Raw genomic sequence first — 18,004 nt, 5'->3', positions numbered from 1 at the left:
TGTGAGAATGGCACACAGATGACACGGATTCACTTTCGCGAAGACGCGGGTTTGAACGGATTTTTTTATGCTTCATTGAGATGATTACATAAAAGTGGTTTATCTCCCTCTAGCCCTGATCGAAGCGGTATCCTTTGCTTTTATTCTTTATAAAAGCAAAGATATAGCGGAGAGCAGGAACCATGAATCCAAAAATGCCAAATGCTCTTGCTTCTAATAAAAAATTGAACATTCATAAAAAACATTAACCATGAAAAATCATAAATCAATTTTAATTCCAGTACTTTTTTTGATCGCTTTTTTTTCGACACAAAGTACTTATGCACAATTTCCTATGCCACCCGAAGTTCCAATTTGGGATGCCAATAAAGTGACTTTGCAATTGCATAAAATTTCAGATAATGTTTATGCCGTTTCGCCTTCAACCACCGAAACCGAAACCACAAAAGGAATTCCGCAAGCCACTTCTGCGGGATTTATCGTGGGTGAAAAAGGTGTTTTATTGATCGAAACCATGTTGAGCAAAAGATTGTATGATCAGTTGTATAAATTAATTCGTTCTGTTACGCCAAAACCAATTATTTACGCTGTAAACACGAGCGATCACGGCGATCATTGTTTTGGAAATTATTTGCTTCCAAAAGAAACCATTTTAATCCAAAATGAATTCTGCAAAGAGAATCTCGCTAAAAATTATGAAGGAATCAAGCAATTCATGATTATGCTTTTTGGCAAAGACCGCGGCATCGAACAAAGTGTAAATCGTCCTGCTGATATTACCATTGCAGTAAATCAAAGTTTAAAATTGGATTTGGGCAGTGGCAAAATTGTCGAAATAATAAATGTTGGGACAGCGCAGTCACCAGCAGATTTGTTTGTCTTTCTTAAAGATTCAGACAAAAATGTACTGTGGGCGGGAAACCCCTTTATTGCCGAAAGTCCAGCGATTCCTTGGCTATTTGATGGTTATTTTTTGGAGCCTGTTCGTAATCTTCAAAAAATTTATGACATGATCGGCGACAATGATGTCGTAGTTCCCGGCCATGGTAGAATTACTAACAAAAAAGGCATCAAATACACCATTGATTATGTAAATGCTTTGAAGAAAAATGTGGAAGATGCCGTTAAAAAAGGTCAAACATTAGAACAAGTAAAAGCTACTGTAACGATGAAAGAATTTGATAAAGGCTATGTGCTTTTTAACTGGCTGCATTACAATTTCAATATTCCGAACGCTTACAACGATATTAAGAAAAACAGTTTAGGCCAATAAGCCATGAAAAAAATAATTCTATTGTTTCTTATTTGTATGAATCTTCAAGCGCAGTCGTATCCCGATTTTAAACCATTGCGATTTGATGAAAATTATGAGGTTCTGCAAAAAGATACTGTCAAAAAAAATTGGTATAAAACCATGAAATATCTGCCGCTCTCCTCCTCGGGGAAAACGTATTTGAGTTTTGGAGGAGAAGTCAGGTATCAATATTTCTATGCCAAAAATGAAAAGTGGGGAGACGATCCTCAAGATCCTGATGGCTACATCTTAAGCCGTTTGCTGCTTCATGCCGATTTTCATTACAGCAAATACTTTCGAGCTTTTGTACAGCTTCAAAGCAGTAATGCCAACGGTAGAATTGACCCGAGTCCAGTAGATAATAATCCGCTTGAAGTGCATCAGGGATTTATTGATGTTAATCTGTTTTCAGAAAAAAACAAGCAGTTGCTTTTTAGAGTCGGAAGACAAGAATTAAGTTATGGATCACAACGTTTGGTTGCCGTGCGCGATGGACCAAACAATCGCCAATCATTTGATGCGGCCAAAGCCATTTTTGCTTTCAAAAATTACAGAACCGACTTATTCTACAGCCATTATGTAGTTGCTCAAGATGGGATTTTTGATGATTATTCGAATAAAAAAAGACAGTTTTGGGGAAGCTATTTTGTCATCAATAAAATTCCAGCACTCAAGAATATCGATCTTTATTATTTAGGATATGAAAGAGCAAACGCCAAATTTGACGATGCAACTGGTAAAGAGCTTCGCCATTCTGTTGGAACACGAATTTGGGGAAAATATGATGAATGGCGCTATGATGCGGAAGCCGTTTATCAGTTTGGAGATATTGATTCAAAAGACATAAAAGCTTGGACGGTTTCTTTGAATACGGGCTATCGATTTACTTCTGTTGTTTTACATCCAGAATTTGGGTTTAAAGTGGAATTGATCAGCGGTGACAAAACCAAAGGCGATACTAATTTGAACACCTTTAATCCACTGTTTCCCAGAGGCGCTTATTTTGGATTAGCTTCTGTTATCGGACCTTCGAATTTAGTTGATTTTCATCCGTCCATCAGCCTTGACTTGGCAAAAAATATAGACTGGGTTATTGATTATGATATGTTTTGGAGATACAGCAGCGAAGATGGAATTTATGGTCCAAACACTATTATGATCTATCCCGGCGATTCGACCACTGCAAAAGAAATTGGTAAACAACTCGAAAGCGAAATTATTTATACGCCAAATCAATATCTGTATTTTAGAGTTGAGGCCACTTGGTTCAAAGCAGGAGATTTTCTAAAAGCTGCTGGAACGGGTAAAAATATGTTTTTTACGGGCGTTACCATGCAACTGAAATTTTAAAATAATTATAAATACAAAGAAATTATGAAAAATTCTATTTTATTACTTGTCTGTTTTTATGGATCGCTTTTGGCGTCAGGACAAAAACCTTCGCCTGGATTGATTAATCCAACCAATCATACTTTGGTACTAATTGATTTTGAAGGACAAATGGCTTTTGCTACTAACAGCATTCCGATGGATCATTTGCGAACTAATGTTGCTGTTATCAGCGGAGCCTCAAAGATTTTCAATGTGCCTACAGTGGTTACAACAGTTGCTGAAAAATCATTCAGTGGCCCGGTTTTTCCAGAAGTAATGCAATTTTATCCTGATTTAAATACTTACATAGATCGAACCTCAATGAATACTTGGGAAGATGTAAATGCCTATAAAGCAATTACTGGAAAAGGAAAAAAGAGAATTGTTCTTGCAGGTTTATGGACGAGTGTTTGCATTGTTGGCCCTGCACTTTCTGCACTTTCAGAAGGTTATGAAGTTTATGTTATTACGGATGCTTGTGGTGATGTCTCGAAAGAAGCTCATGATATGGCAATTGCGAGAATGATTCAGGCAGGTGCAAAACCAATGACTTCGGTACAATATTTATTAGAGCTTCAACGCGATTGGGCACGACAAGAAACGTACAAAGCAGTGACTGATTTAATGCAGCAATATGGCGGTTCTTACGGAATTGGAATTCAATATGCGCGTGGAATGGTGAAGCATTAAATTGAAAAAAATAACCAGTTAGGTATTTTTTCTTCTAACACATAGAAACATAGTTTTGCTTTGTCTATAAAGGCGTTTCACTTGTTTAAACAAACATAGCTATGTGTTGTAAACTAGTTTCTTTCAATATTCTTTCGCAAGAAAAATAAAATCTATGTTTCTATGTGTTTAAAACTATTTCCAATCAAATCTATTGTTTTAGTAAATAATTAAAACATTCACACAATGACAACAAGAAGAAATTTCATAAAAATGGCCGGCTTAACGAGCGCAGCAGTAATGGCAAATCCTGTTGATGCATTTTCAAATCCTATTAAAAAAGAGAAAATGGAATTAGAACCACAAAATAAATGGTCAGACGGCTCAAGATTAGTCGTTTCTGTTTCGATGCAATTTGAAGCGGGCGGGCAACCTGAAAATGCAGAAAGTCCGTTTCCTCAAAACATGCCAAAAGGATATCGTGATTTGCCTGCCGAAACTTGGTATCAATATGGCTATAAAGAGGGGATCCCGAGAATGCTCGACAACTGGGACAAACACGGAATTAAAATCACATCGCACATGGTGGGCTCTGCGGTTTTAAAAAATCCTGCTCTTGCAAAAGAAATTGTGCAACGCGGACACGAAGCGGCGGCGCACGGAATGAACTGGAGTTCGGAGTACGCAATGTCTTATGAAGACGAAAAAAAGTTTATTAAAGATGGTGCTGATGCGATAAAAAATGTAACCGGTTTTACTCCTGTTGGTTATAATGCTAATTGGCTTAGACGGGGTGAGAATACGATTAAAATCCTGCAAGAATTAGGTTTTACTTATCATATTGATGATTTAAGCAGAGACGAACCTTTTATAATTCAAGCCAATAAAAAAGATTTTGTCGTTGTTCCCTACACTATTCGATGCAATGATATTGTTTTGATTGAAGGCAAAAACTTTTCATCTGACCAATTTTTCAATCAGGCGAAAGCCGAATTTGACCAGCTTTATGCAGAAAGTGAATTTAAGCGCAGGCAAATGTCTATAAGTTTTCATGATAGAATTGGAGGTACGCCGCAATTAGTCAAAACAACTTCTGACTTATTAAATTATATCAAAACGCATAAAGGAGTTTCTTTTAAAAGAAAAGATGAAATTGCAAAAATGACCTTGGAGGACAAAACCTCTATCCGAGAATAACAGAAATAAATTCAACAAAAAAGCATCTTTTTACAGATGCTTTTTTGCTTTATTTAAAGAAAATTACTTTAAATCAAATCTATCCAAGTTCATCACTTTATTCCAAACTTTGATGAAATCATTCAAAAATTTATCGTGAGCATCTGCAGAAGCGTAAACCTCAGCAACAGCTCTTAATTCTGAATTAGATCCAAAAACAAGATCGGCGCGAGTTCCCACCCACTTTAACTGACCTGATTTACGGTCAACGCCTGAGTAAACTTCTTTGTCATCAGAAAGTGCTTGCCATTGCGTATTCATATCCAAAAGATTTACAAAAAAATCATTTGTAAGTTGTCCTGAACGAGTGGTGAACACACCATTTTTTGAGCCATCAGTATTAATTTCTAGTACGCGTAAACCTCCTAGAAGCACTGCTAATTCCGGTGCTGTCAAGGTCAGTAAATTTGCTTTGTCAATCAATAATTCTTCAGTCAAAACTTGAGATTTATTTTTTCTAAAATTTCTAAAACCATCAGACAATGGTTCTAAAAATCCAACCGATTCGATATCCGTTTGTTCCTGAGAAGCGTCCATACGACCAGCCGTAAAAGGTACCGTAATTTGGCTTCCAGCATTCTTCGCAGCTTCTTCAATACCTGCATTTCCTGCCAAAACAATCAAATCTGCTAATGAAACTTTTTTACCGCTTTTAGACTCAAAATCTTTCTGAATACTTTCAAGTTTACTCAGTACTTCTCTAAGTTGAGCAGGATTATTTACTGGCCAGTCTTTTTGTGGAGCAAGTCTTATTCTGGCTCCATTTGCACCACCACGTTTATCAGAACCTCTAAAAGTAGCAGCTGATGCCCATGCTGTACCAACCAGTTTTGATATACTCAATCCAGATTCTATTATTGTTTTTTTCAAATTGGTTATGTCGTTGTCATTTATAAGTTCATGATCAACTTTTGGTATTGGATCTTGCCATAATAATTCTTCCGCAGGTATATCAGATCCTAAATAGCGGGCGCGCGGTCCCATATCACGATGTGTCAATTTAAACCAAGCACGAGCAAAAGCATCAGCAAATTCATCTGGATTATTTAAAAATCTTCGAGATATTTTTTCATATTCTGGATCAAGTCGTAACGACAAATCAGTAGTCAGCATTGTAGGCAAATGTTTCTTGTTGCTATCAAATGCATCTGGAATTATCGGTTCAGCATTTTTTGCCACCCATTGATGTGCACCTGCAGGGCTTTTGGACAGTTCCCATTCAAAACCAAAAAGATTTTCAAAAAAGTTGTTGCTCCATTTCGTAGGCGTTGTTGTCCAAATAACTTCTAAACCACTGGTAATTGCATCTGGTCCTTTTCCTGTTCCAAAACTATTTTTCCAGCCAAAACCTTGCATTTCTAAACCTGCTGCTTCCGGTTCCTTGCCCACATTATCAGAAGATGCTGCACCATGAGTTTTTCCAAAAGTGTGGCCTCCTGCAATAAGCGCTACAGTTTCTTCATCGTTCATTGCCATTCTGCCAAAAGTATCCCTAATATCTTTTGCGGCAGCAATAGGATCAGGATTTCCATCAGGCCCTTCAGGATTAACATAAATCAATCCCATTTGTACGGCAGCAAGTGGTTTTTCCAAATTTCTTGAATGAATGTTGCCATCAGCATTATCATCAGAAACGACTACGCCATGCTCTTTAGGCACACCATCTGAACCATGCGCATATCGGATATCTCCTCCAAGCCATTCTTTTTCAGATCCCCAATATACATTTTCATCTGGCTCCCAAACATCTTCACGACCACCTGCAAAACCAAATGTTTTAAATCCCATCGATTCCAAAGCGATATTCCCAGTCAAGATCATCAAATCAGCCCATGAAATTTTTCGCCCATATTTTTGCTTAATAGGCCACAAAAGTCTGCGGGCTTTATCTAAACTCACATTATCTGGCCAACTGTTTAACGGAGCAAATCGCTGCTGTCCCGCTCCAGCACCTCCTCTACCATCACCCACACGGTACGTTCCCGCACTGTGCCAAGCCATTCTAATAAAAAGTCCTCCATAATGACCAAAATCTGCTGGCCACCATTCTTGCGAATCCGTCATCAAATCATGAAGATCCTTTTTGACACCTTCAAGATCAAGACTGTTGAAAGCTTCGGCATAATTAAAATCTTTTCCCATAGGATCAGACAATGGCGAATGCTGTCGCAGAATATTAATTTTTAATTGATTCGGCCACCAGTCACGGTTTTTTGTACCTCCGCCTGCAGTGCTGTTTCCATTAACTCCATTGTGAAAAGGGCATTTGCTGATGTCGTCTTTTTTCTCATCCATAATTATTACAATTTTTAAAATTAGCTATATTATTAAATATCAATTCATTACTATAAAAATAGTAATAATAAAAAGACGATGATCCAAGTTTAAATATTAAATTTATGTAACGTAATAAACAAAATCTATTACAGAATGTCATTTCAATTTAAATATCAAATGCAATTGTTCTCAACTATTTGTTTTACTGACAATTATATAATTTGTGATTTTAATCTTATAATTTAAAAACGGAATGTCAAAAGTAAATTTGGATACTAAGAATTGTGTTTCTTCAAAAAAATAAAATAGTATGTCACTTTCCAAATACAATCAAAAGAGAGATTTCAAGCAGACGCGCGAGCCAAAAGGAGCTATTCAAAAATCGGTCAATGAACTAATTTTTGTAGTTCAAAAACATGCCGCATCGCATCTTCATTATGATTTTAGATTAGAAATGAATGGCGTCCTTAAGAGTTGGGCAGTTCCAAAAGGACCGTCTTTAAATCCTGAAATCAAGCGTCTTGCCATGATGGTTGAGGATCATCCTTATAGTTATAAAGATTTTGAAGGAACAATTCCAGAAGGAAATTATGGTGCGGGAAATGTAATTGTATGGGACAATGGAACTTATACTTCCAACGAAAAAACAGATTCTGATGAAAAACAATTGCTTGCCGATTTAAAAAAGGGACGTTTGAGTTTTATCTTAAAAGGTAAAAAACTCAAAGGCGAATTTTCTCTTGTAAAACTTCATGGAAAACAAGAAAATGCTTGGCTTCTAATTAAAAAGCACGATAAATATGCTAACGAAGCAGATATTTTGGATAAAAACAAATCGGTTATTTCTAAAAGAACATTAGAAGAATTAGCATCCAAATCAAAAAAAATAACGCCACAAGCAGAAAAGGAAACTGAGAAAAAATCTGTAAAAAAAAAGACTGAGCCAAAAACAGCATCAGCTGAATTTATAAAACCAATGCTTGCCAATAGCACCGAAAAACCTTTTGATAATGACGAATGGATTTTTGAAAACAAATATGATGGTTATCGTACACTTGCGATAATCAACAGTAATAAAGTAGAATTATTAAGTCGGAATCAAATTTCGTTTACTTCCAATTTCAAACCAATTGCTGATGAATTGAAGAAAATGGATCATATCGCAGTTTTGGATGGTGAAATTGTGGTAGAAAATGAAGAAGGACGCGCCGATTTTCAACTGCTTCAAAACTATTTAAAAACAGGAATTGGGAATCTAAAATACTATGTTTTTGACTTATTGAATTTAGATGGAAATCTGTTGACGGAATTATCTCTACTTGACCGAAAAGAACTTTTAAAACTTTTATTCAACAAATATTCTTTCAAAAATATTTTTTATTCCGAACATACCATTGGTGACGGAATAAAGCAATTTGAAAAAGCAGGAAAGCAAAAAAGCGAAGGAATTATAGCCAAAAAAGCCGATAGTTTGTACACAATTGGCAACCGAAGCAAAAATTGGCTGAAAATCAAACTATCGAACCAAGAAGAAGCTATCATCATTGGAATAACAGAACCAAAAAATTCGAGAAAATATTTTGGTGCCATACTGCTTGGTCAGTACAATGGCGCCACATTACAATATATTGGAAAATGCGGCACGGGATTTACAGAAGCTATTTTAAAAGAACTTTATTCCAAACTTAAACCTTATTTTATTGATAAATCACCATTTAAAGAAAAAGTGTCATTGCGAGACAAAATTCAGTGGGTCAAACCTAATATAGTATGCCAGCTCAAATATTCAGAATGGACGGAAGATAATCATTTGAGGCATCCTGTTTATTTGGGACTACGAATAGATAAAAAACCGAAAGAAGTAATTTTTGGAGGAAATTCGATTTCAAATAGTAAGAAAAACCAAAAAGAAAATGAAATGGAAGCATTAAAAGGACATAAAACAGAAAATGATTATGATTTAAAAGTTGGGAAAAGAGTGCTTCATTTAACCAATCAAAACAAAATATATTATCCTGCTGATGGAATTACGAAAGGAGAAATCGTTCGGTATTACAACGAAGTTGCACCGTTGATTTTGTCTTATTTGAAAAATCGTCCAGAATCGATGAATCGTTTCCCTAACGGAATTGAGTCGCCAAGTTTTTATCAAAAAGATATTGATCTCGACAAAACGCCTTCGTGGCTGAAAACCGAAAAAATATTCTCTGAATCAAACAATGAAAACATCGATTATCTTATTTGCAATGACAAAGAAACACTATTATATATGGCAAATTTAGGTTGTATCGAAATGAATCCGTGGAATTCGACCATAAAAAATATCGACAATCCTGACTGGCTGGTAATGGATTTAGATCCTGCAAAAGAAGAAGATTTTGCTATTGCTGTTGAAACTGCCATCACGGTTAAACACGTTATGGATGAATTAGAAACCGAATGTTTATGCAAGACTTCAGGCGCAACGGGACTCCATATTTATATTCCGCTTGGCGCAAAATACGACTACAATTCGATTAAAATTTTAGGTGAACTAATCGCTAAAGAAGTAGAAAACAGGATTCCTCAGATTACCACAACAGAAAGAAGCATTAAAAAAAGAAATAGTAGGCTTTATATCGACTATCTTCAAAATCGGCGCGGGCAAACTTTGGCGGCACCTTATTCTGTTCGTCCAAAAACAGGCGCAACAGTTTCAACACCTTTAGAATGGAATGAAGTGAGTGAAAAATTACATCCCTCGCAGTTTACAATCAAAAATGTTTTGAAGCGTTTTGAGAAAAAAGGAGATTTGTGGAAACCTGTACTTTCAAAAGGAGCTGATATAAAAAGAATCATTAAGAAACTGGAAGAAAATCAACATTAAAAAAAGACTAAGAAGATTTCTTCTTAGACTCTAAACTTGCTTTCAACATCTCCATCAAATCTTCGTTTTGCTTGTGAACCACTTTCATTTTAGGAGCCGCTTTTTGGACTTTTCCTTTTGCTTTCTTTTTAATGATCTCGAGAAGTTTCGCTGTATATTCGTCTTTAAAACCTGCAATGTCAAATTTTTCAGTAAGCTGATCGATGAGTTTTTCGGCCATGTCCATTTCTTTGGTTGCTTTTTTAGAAATTGGTGGCAATTTTAAATCGTCTGTAGCTCTTATTTCCTGTTCAAATCTGATTCTGTTTAAAACAATCACATTTTTGTATGGCTTTAAAATGGCTAGACTTTCTTTATTTCGCAAAACAAAACGCGTTACACCCACTTTTCCCGATGCTTCAAGCGCATCACGAAGCAAACCATACGCATTCATTGCTCCTTTATCGGGTTCCAAATAATAAGGCTGCTCATAATAAATACTTTGAATTTCATTTTCAAGAACAAAACTCTCAATATCAATTGTTTTAGTTTTAATGGCATCGGCGGCTTCAAAATCTGAATCGTCTAAAACGACATATTTATCATCTATTTTATAACCTTTTACGATATTTTCAAAATCGACTTCTTTGCCTGTATTCTCATTTACACGTTTAAACTTAATATTTGCATGATCTTTTTTGTCGAGCATATCCATATCTAAACTGCTTTCCTGCACTGCCGAAAATATTTTTATCGGAATGTTTATCAATCCAAAACTCACCGAACCTGTCCATATTGATCTCATAACTTTTCATTTCAATCTGAATTTAAAAGTATGATAACATTCTGATTTTTGTTTTATATCATCGTTTTAATGTTTTATAAAATATCAATATTAATTCTTAGAAGTTATTTATAAACGTCTAAGGTAAGACACTTCCTCCATTATTTATTATAGTATTAGCAATTGCAAAACCATTTTTGCTTATTGTAGCGCCAGAATTGACGGTAATAGTTCCAGTTCCGAAAGCGTTAACATTCCCAGCAACTGCGGTACCAGCATTAATTATTGTACCACCCGAATATGTATTATTGCCTGTTAAAGTTATTATTGAAGAGCCATTTAAAGTTAATGAGCCTTGGCTACTCAAAATACCTGCAAAAGTTACATTATTTTTAGTATTTAAAATAAGTTTTCCGCCATTACCCCCGATTCCGCCAATCATTCCTCCGAGTGAGTAGCCATTTGTAATTATATTTCCCTGCAGTTCCATACTAGAATTCGAATTCTGTATGAATAGATTAGCATCTCCAGTCAAGGTAATTGTCCCAGTAAAAATAGGCGAAGCACTTCCAGCCGCTCTCAATGCTCCGGTATAATTGGTTTCTCCCCAACCATTTCCATTTATGCTAAAATTTTGGCTAAATATACCTGTTCTGGCCATGAATTGACCATTCTCATTGATGACAATATTTTTTATTCCAGACAATCCAGGAACCTGACCATCAATACGTCCGTTATCTATCTGCAAGGTACCTGTAAATCCCGATCCAAAAACCGTACTGCCACCTCCCCAATCGGCAGTGCCGTTGACAGCCTGTGCCGAATTAAGCCTTAAAATTCCATTTCCTGTTATTTTAGGTCCATAGTTGCTTGAACTTAAATTAACAGCAGTAGCATAATTAAGATATAATGTACTTCCTGAATTAATGTTAATATTGCTTGTATTGACGCTTAAGCCATTATTTGTGGTGCCGTCTCCACATTGCAGAATACCTCCATTGACCACTGTACTTCCTGTATATGTATTGTTCCCTGTTAATGTAAGTGTTCCAGCGTCAGTTTTTAAAATAGGATTAATACCTGTTAACTGAGAAGCAATTGTTGCATTTATTTCAGTGCTGATAATCATTGGTGAGAAACAGGAATTAATTGAAGAACCTGTTAATATAAAATTACCATTAGATACAGACTTGAAATACAAACCTTTGACTGAAACAACATTTAAAAGTGTAACGATACCAGCAACGGCAACACCTGGATTGCCCCCAAAAACTGCATTTTTGCAAGAAACCCATTTAGTATTGATTTTTCCACCGTTTCCCGTCCAGTTGGTTTCTGTGGTATTCCAATTGCCACTTCCGTTATCAATTTGACCATTCCATCCGTTATTGTCCCATATCAATGTTTCGGGTGATTGATTCAATATCCAAAATTGTTGTATGGCAGCTTGAGAATAAGTGTAATTTCTAGATATTAGCAGTAGGACAAAGAGTAAAAACTTCTTGTAGTTCTGGAATAACCTTTTCATTTTTAAATAAATTAATTATAATTATTGCCTACTGTCCACCAAAAAGTGGAACCATCATACATAAAGGAAAGAACATCAACTGCATTAGCAATAGGAGTAAGCGAAACCACACCTCCGCCACCGTTAATCACTTTATTGACTCCTCCACCAAAAGTTATAGTACTTGTTCCTGTATTTGTAACTATAATAGTACCATACATACCTGCTTTCATATTTGTCAGGCTAAGTGTATTTGCACCTGCTGCTAGTGACCATTTAGCATTTGCTCCTTTGCTTAAATCCCATGTTCCACCTACTACAGTTTGGACAGGAGAAATATAATTATTAGCATTTACAGTACCATTAACATCAAGTTTTTCTGCTGGCACAGTCGTACCAATACCTATATTACCAGTACCTGTAAGACGCATCAATTCGTTTGATGTCGTTGAGCTTGTAGCAGCTCTCCATATAAAATTAGCAGTTGTCGCATCAATCTGATTGACTAATGCATTAGGTGAACCTGAAAGTATCCCCAATCCGTAATACTGATGATCATTACCTGATGGGCCACCAGTACTCCACAATGAGATTTTTCGCCCCACTGTATTAGAAAATGCTAATGGAGCTGTAGGTGAAGTTGTCCCTATGCCTACATTGCCATTTGATGTTACACGTATTTTTTCAGTATTATTGGTTCTTATTGCCAAATCCTGAGCATCAGTTGTGCCTAAAAAATTATTTGCTGGATCAGTACCTTTATTGCCTATTGTTTTCCAATTAGTGTCAACAGCCCAAGTAGCGAGTCCATTTGCATCAGAAGTAAGTACTTTCCCTAAACCTTGTGTCCCATCAGCAATCTGAATGGCTCCCGCTGTAGTACCATTATTGATTTGTAGTTTTGCAGTAGCTCCGCCGGTTAAAGATGTTGATGTATTTACCAACAACTGGCCACCTGAAGTAAAGCGCATTCTCTCTGTACTATTGGTTTTTACCAACAAATCATTAGCATCAGTAGTACCTAAAAAATTTGTTGTTTCATTAATTCCTTTATTACCGGTAGTTAACCAAGCAAAGCTACCTGCAGACACATTGCGTACTGCACCAGTAGAACTGTCCCAAGTAAGCAATCGATCATTTGAAGATCCCACAAGTACGTTTTGCATCATCAATGGTGGTAATATCCCATCTCCATTAACAACCAGTCGAGCCCCTGCAAGCGCCGTCGTGTCTGACCCTATTACTACATTTCCATTTTTATTTTTATTATATAAATTTCCTGCAGCCTGAAACCATTTACTAGGGTCAACATACATTACAGTCCCCTTATTATCAATTACCCTCACTCCCTTTTGTGCAAAAGAGACAAAAGAAAGTGAGAATAACAACAATAAAATTAAACGTTTAATCATTTTTTCTGTACTTAACATATTGATTTTTTGGTTTCATATCTACGATGTTATATTGTTATGGCATTTAGTTTTAATATTTCCTGTCTTTGAAAAAAAGCCACAAATTTTATAACCTAGAAGAACCAAAACCACCTAACAAACCTAAATTCATATCGCAAGGTGATTTTGGGTCTAAATTAATTTCAGCATTATTTCACGTACTGAACCTCAATCTTGTCACCAGCAAAAATTTGAAAATCTTCTGGTTCTGTTGAATTTGGCACAATTGTAACAGTACTTCCTGATATATTATAATCTACACCAGCAAGTAATTTTGCTCCATTTCTATATACCCATACTTTACTGAAAGTTGGTAAAGGTATTTGAACACCTGATATTGCAGGTGTCCCTGAAGTTACGTCAAATGCTGTTTGTCCTGTAGTTGCCGTAAATACTGTTTGACCAGATGTCATCAAATCAGTTGCCAACATTTTCTTTGTCTCTCCTGTAGCTTCATCACGAACTAAAAGTGTAAAACCAGTTCCAGTTCCATGTGCAGTTCCAGTCGTAGCATCAGTAGAAGCCAAATCTGCAGCAGTGATCAGTTTAATACCATCCAATGCAAACACTTTATTAGTAGCATCAATATAAGTATTATCAGTTAATTTACCTCCTAATTGCCAAGTAGTAACAATTCCTCCATTGGGAGCAGTATTTGTGATCTGTGTAATACCATTTTGTACTTGTAAATATTTAATGGTTCCTTTATTATCTATAACTCGGATAGCACCTCCTTGTTTAGTAGTTGAACCATCTCCGATATCTCCCATTTTCGCTCCTGCTTGCTTGGCTACATCACCTGTAGTCTGTTGTGCATGCGCACTAAACCCTGCCAAAACTAACGACAACATTAAAACTGCATTAAAACCTCTTTTTTTGAACGTAACATTTTTTTTCATTGTTTTTGATTTAAAATTATTTTATTTAATTATTAATGATTTTCGGTGAAATTTACTTCCACTGATAAATTTTTATTTCATCACCATCCAAACAGCCTCCATTAGTATCAGCAAGCAATTGCAATGTTATTTTTGAAGTTCCCTCTGTTGCAGTAAAATTAATCTCGGCTCCATTTCGATAAACTTGTATTTTATCTAATGAATCAATAGGCCATATCGTAGAAAATACTTTTTCCCCAGCGATTGCAATCAAATTTTGCTTTGCCATATTAGTCCCTATGTTAAATTCAGCTGAATTTATTTTTCTTATTACTCCACTAGCGGAATCAATAACAAGCAGATCATCTGTTACTTTTCCTGTTTGCAAGCCACTAATTGCCAAAGTATTATTTGCAGAAGAATTAATAGATGTGGGTTCGGTAAGATCGCCTCCCAATTTAACGGTCTGCGCAGCAAGCTTCACTCCATTGGAAGCATTAATACTTATACCGTCACCCTTACTATTTATATTTGTCCATGAAAGTGCGGTTGGATCATAAATCCATGCACCTGAATCGTTAGTTACGATAATTGTACCAGCGGATGGCGCTCCCTGCGTATCTGAACCTGGTATTTTTGGGACCCCTGAGGTCCCTGGCATGCTTTGTACTATGGCAGCTGGTACAATCCAAGTAGCTTCTCCGTTGGAATCTGAAGTTAGAACTTTACCCAACCCCTCTGATCCATCCTTTATCGTTATTTTGCCCAAATCCTTGCTAACAGATATTTTACCACCACTCACCGCTTCTATTTCTAAATTAGCATTAGTACTAATTTTTGTCGGGTTGTTGCCTATTTTTATTTGTGACTGGACTGTCATAGAAAAAAACAAACTCAATAGCCAAATGCATTTAAAAATCCTAAAACCTTTCATTGAAATCATTTGTTTTTATTGTTTTATAAAATTCTTTGAATCTTTATGATTATTTTTCTGAAAACAAGAATCTTGTACTGAATCTTTATAATAAAAATTAGTTTTCTAATAAGATAAATATCTCACAAGCTATTCCGTTCAATCGAAATATTAATCAAATATTTTTTTTTGCAAATATAAAACGCTATCAATCAAATACATGTAGCCATATTTCCTTAGTAGATGTAGTACAAATTCTACTATCTAACAATAAAAAGAGATGTTTTGATTTGAAACGTGATATTGAAAAAATTCCTAAAATGATTAATTCTATGGTAAACTGAGAGGATAAATTGATAGCTAGTTCATTTAAAAACCTTCCTTCCATGTATTAATAAAATACAATTAGCTTTTTAAATAATCCTACTTAAAAAATAAAAAAGAAAAGCGTCTAGATATTTCTAAACGCTTTTCTTTTTTATTTTTTTGTCGTATTTTTTTTCAAAAAAATATAACTATTAACTATATAGCAATTAGCTAAATGATGAATTTTACGAATCTTCTAATTTAGTCTACAAATTGATTTCGTGTAATCGCTTACCAAAAATCTTTCCAACGTATTACAAACAATCATATTAAAATTATTAGACAAAATGAAATACCAAAATTAACTTCTTTTCAATCGTCGATTGAATTCAGTTTCATTGCATAAAACTAAATAAAAAGCACATTATGTATAGAATGTCACTAGGTAGAAATCGCAAAATACAAAATCGGGATAAAAAACAATAAAAAGAAATAACCCAAATTATAAATTTAACAATTACATTTTTTTAAAACAAAACTCTCAGAATTAAGAGTAATCAAAACATTTGAGTAATTACTATTTCAAAATAATTTTAATAATTGCAATTTTCTACCAAAAAAACTTTCTAAACAATAATGTGCTCAAGCATTTAAAGTTTTGTTATGATAAATTCTGAACGTCTATTCATTTGATGTTCAACTTCCGTACAAGTAGACTTAACATTTCCCTCACACTCACAATGATTTAATAATTGTGATTCGCCATAACCTCTTCCAGTCAAACGCGACCTACTAATTCCCTGTTTTACCAGCCATTCAATTGTAGATTTCGCTCTTCTATCTGATAGCGCCATATTATATGCGGCACTATTTCTACAGTCCGTATGAGAGCGAATATCAATTTTTATACCTGGGTTTTCCCTCATTGCTTCAGCGATTTTTGCCAATTCAATTTCCGCATCTGGTCTTATATTAGACTTGTCCAAATCAAAATAGATATTTTTTATATCAAGATTTTTAGCGAGGTCACCACCTAAATTTAGTCTTTGCTCTTTTATTGTCAAATCGATCAGACTTTTCCCTGTTTCACTTCCTGTGGTAACTGTTTTTTCTGTTGAATCAAATCCCTCTTTTTCAGTTTTTACCTTATATGATGTACTACAATCCACTTTTCCAAAATCATACATACCATCATTTTTTGTCTGAAAATCCCGTACAAACACACCTTTGCTATCGTATAAAGCAACTGTAGCACTTATTGGTTTGCCAGTAAGTTCATCGGTAATTCTTCCATATATATTTTGTATACATTCCTCAGCAATTTCCTTGTTTTCTTTAAGCTTATAAATATCATCGCTGCCCACACCATTATCTCTATTTGAACTAAAAAAACCATTTTTTGTACTTGTATCAATTAAAAAAGCAAAGTCGTCACCTGGACTATTTACAGGTTCACCTACATTTATTGGTTTTTCAAAACCGCCTTTCGAGTCCGGTTTTGCAACAAAAATATCTAGACCTCCTAGACCTGGGTATCCATCAGAAGCAAAATATAATTCATTCTTTGCACTTATAAACGGAAAACTCTCTCGTCCCTCTGTATTGATTTCTGGGCCTAAATTTACAGGAGTGCCAAAACTGCCATCACCGTTGATACTAGCTTTGTATATATCAGAACCTCCCAGCGTTCCTGGCATATTAGACACAAAATACAATGTTTTTTCATCTTGACTCAAAGCGGGATGTGCGACACTGTATTCATTGCTATTAAAAGGCAGTTCTTTTATATCTTTCCATTTTTTACCATCTTTAGTCGCCTTATAAAGCTTCAGTAAAGTAATTTTATTTTTATCGACTGCTGTTTTACCATCAATATAATTATTTCTAGTAAAATATACAGTCTTTCCGTCTTTTGTAAAAACAGGAGTAGATTCATTGAATTTTGTATTAATCTTCCCTCCAAATTTAACCGGCTTACTGGCAGAACCGTCATTATTCAGATTTGAAATATACAAATCAGTACAGTATTCTCCACTCCATGGATTTAATTGCCCTTTATCGCGTGCCGAAGCGAAAACAATATTCTGACCGTAAAAGGCGCTTCCATAATCAGATCTACTGCTATTGATTCCCGCATCAGCGATCGTATATCGGCCAGAATTTTTCTTAATCACTTCTAAGTAATTCTTTTCCTCTGAAGCCAAGAGCGCTCTTTTATCTCCGCCGTTATTTTTATAAAACTCTTTCAGCATCTCATCTGCTTTATCATAATTTTGAACAGCTTTCAACGATTGTGCATAGCGATAGTAATATTCTCTTTCCTTGGCATCGGGCATTAAAAAAAGCTCTCCATACCATTTTACTGCATCTGCATAATCAGCCTGAAAATAATAGGCATTGCCTAGCTGGAAAAACCGGTCAAATTGACCACCACTTTCCAGTGTAAATTGATCACCAGTTCCGGAGCAAACTG

12 protein-coding genes are annotated in these 18,004 nt (G+C 35.4%); 5 read left to right on the top strand and 7 right to left on the bottom strand.

The features are described 5' to 3' along the window. Positions 1-250: 250 nt before the first annotated feature. The 4 genes from FND99_RS16920 to FND99_RS16905 all read left to right on the top strand — a co-directional run bounded on the left by FND99_RS16920 (position 251) and on the right by FND99_RS16905 (position 4,531). Positions 251-1,273 carry an MBL fold metallo-hydrolase gene (locus FND99_RS16920; RefSeq protein ID WP_144339120.1) on the top strand — a complete coding sequence of 341 codons (1,023 nt, stop codon included), beginning with the start codon at positions 251-253 and terminating at the stop codon, positions 1,271-1,273. A gap of 3 nt (positions 1,274-1,276) precedes the next feature. Beyond that, complete coding sequence (locus FND99_RS16915) at positions 1,277-2,644, top strand: alginate export family protein (RefSeq protein ID WP_144339119.1); 1,368 nt, start codon at positions 1,277-1,279, stop codon at positions 2,642-2,644. Positions 2,645-2,668: 24 nt separating this feature from the next. Next, positions 2,669-3,355, top strand: a complete 687-nt coding sequence (locus FND99_RS16910; protein ID WP_144339118.1) for a hydrolase — start codon at positions 2,669-2,671, stop codon at positions 3,353-3,355. Between the two features lie 225 nt (positions 3,356-3,580). Next, a complete protein-coding gene (locus tag FND99_RS16905; RefSeq protein ID WP_144339117.1) occupies positions 3,581-4,531 on the top strand; it encodes a polysaccharide deacetylase family protein in 951 nt (316 codons plus the stop codon). 63 nt (positions 4,532-4,594) lie between these two features. Here the strand turns inward: FND99_RS16905 and katG are convergent, their stop codons facing one another. Then, entirely contained in the window at positions 4,595-6,865 is a 2,271-nt protein-coding gene (katG, locus tag FND99_RS16900) for a catalase/peroxidase HPI (RefSeq protein WP_144339116.1), read from the bottom strand. A 292-nt stretch (positions 6,866-7,157) separates the two neighbouring features. Between katG and ligD the strand changes: the two genes are divergently transcribed. Further along, a complete protein-coding gene (gene ligD, locus FND99_RS16895; protein ID WP_144339115.1) occupies positions 7,158-9,713 on the top strand; it encodes a DNA ligase D in 2,556 nt (851 codons plus the stop codon). A 7-nt stretch (positions 9,714-9,720) separates the two neighbouring features. Here ligD and ku read toward each other — a convergent pair whose 3' ends face one another. The 6 genes from ku to FND99_RS16865 form a co-directional block, all read right to left on the bottom strand. Continuing rightward, a complete protein-coding gene (gene ku / locus FND99_RS16890; protein WP_144339114.1) occupies positions 9,721-10,497 on the bottom strand; it encodes a non-homologous end joining protein Ku in 777 nt (258 codons plus the stop codon). Positions 10,498-10,615: 118 nt separating this feature from the next. After that, positions 10,616-12,004, bottom strand: a complete 1,389-nt coding sequence (locus tag FND99_RS16885) for an autotransporter-associated beta strand repeat-containing protein (protein ID WP_144339113.1) — start codon at positions 12,002-12,004, stop codon at positions 10,616-10,618. Between the two features lie 11 nt (positions 12,005-12,015). Continuing rightward, on the bottom strand, positions 12,016-13,149 hold the full coding sequence (locus FND99_RS16880) for a hypothetical protein (protein ID WP_144339112.1): 1,134 nt from the start codon (positions 13,147-13,149) through the stop codon (positions 12,016-12,018). Positions 13,150-13,583: 434 nt separating this feature from the next. Next, positions 13,584-14,333 carry a hypothetical protein gene (locus FND99_RS16875; protein ID WP_144339111.1) on the bottom strand — a complete coding sequence of 250 codons (750 nt, stop codon included), beginning with the start codon at positions 14,331-14,333 and terminating at the stop codon, positions 13,584-13,586. A 52-nt stretch (positions 14,334-14,385) separates the two neighbouring features. Further along, on the bottom strand, positions 14,386-15,255 hold the full coding sequence (locus tag FND99_RS16870; protein WP_144339110.1) for a hypothetical protein: 870 nt from the start codon (positions 15,253-15,255) through the stop codon (positions 14,386-14,388). Positions 15,256-16,181: 926 nt separating this feature from the next. Continuing rightward, positions 16,182-18,004, bottom strand: a 1,823-nt coding sequence (locus FND99_RS16865; protein ID WP_144339109.1) for an OmpA family protein, incomplete at its 5' end; no start/stop codon positions are given.

The sequence above is a fragment of the Flavobacterium daemonense genome, from assembly GCF_007341385.1.
Taxonomy (GTDB): Bacteria; Bacteroidota; Bacteroidia; order Flavobacteriales; family Flavobacteriaceae; genus Flavobacterium; species Flavobacterium daemonense.
Note: the sequence above shows the minus strand (reverse complement) of the source record. Positions and strands in the feature narration are given on the sequence as shown.

What these genes read in the sequence shown, in the direction of transcription:
- FND99_RS16920 (WP_144339120.1), top strand. Translation starts at nt 251, where the DNA reads ATGAAAAATCATAAATCAATTTTAATTCCAGTACTTTTTTTGATCGCT.
- FND99_RS16915 (WP_144339119.1), top strand. Translation starts at nt 1,277, where the DNA reads ATGAAAAAAATAATTCTATTGTTTCTTATTTGTATGAATCTTCAAGCG.
- FND99_RS16910 (WP_144339118.1), top strand. Translation starts at nt 2,669, where the DNA reads ATGAAAAATTCTATTTTATTACTTGTCTGTTTTTATGGATCGCTTTTG.
- FND99_RS16905 (WP_144339117.1), top strand. Translation starts at nt 3,581, where the DNA reads ATGACAACAAGAAGAAATTTCATAAAAATGGCCGGCTTAACGAGCGCA.
- katG (WP_144339116.1), bottom strand. Translation starts at nt 6,865, where the DNA reads ATGGATGAGAAAAAAGACGACATCAGCAAATGCCCTTTTCACAATGGA.
- ligD (WP_144339115.1), top strand. Translation starts at nt 7,158, where the DNA reads ATGTCACTTTCCAAATACAATCAAAAGAGAGATTTCAAGCAGACGCGC.
- ku (WP_144339114.1), bottom strand. Translation starts at nt 10,497, where the DNA reads ATGAGATCAATATGGACAGGTTCGGTGAGTTTTGGATTGATAAACATT.
- FND99_RS16885 (WP_144339113.1), bottom strand. Translation starts at nt 12,004, where the DNA reads ATGAAAAGGTTATTCCAGAACTACAAGAAGTTTTTACTCTTTGTCCTA.
- FND99_RS16880 (WP_144339112.1), bottom strand. Translation starts at nt 13,149, where the DNA reads ATGCAAAACGTACTTGTGGGATCTTCAAATGATCGATTGCTTACTTGG.
- FND99_RS16875 (WP_144339111.1), bottom strand. Translation starts at nt 14,333, where the DNA reads ATGAAAAAAAATGTTACGTTCAAAAAAAGAGGTTTTAATGCAGTTTTA.
- FND99_RS16870 (WP_144339110.1), bottom strand. Translation starts at nt 15,255, where the DNA reads ATGATTTCAATGAAAGGTTTTAGGATTTTTAAATGCATTTGGCTATTG.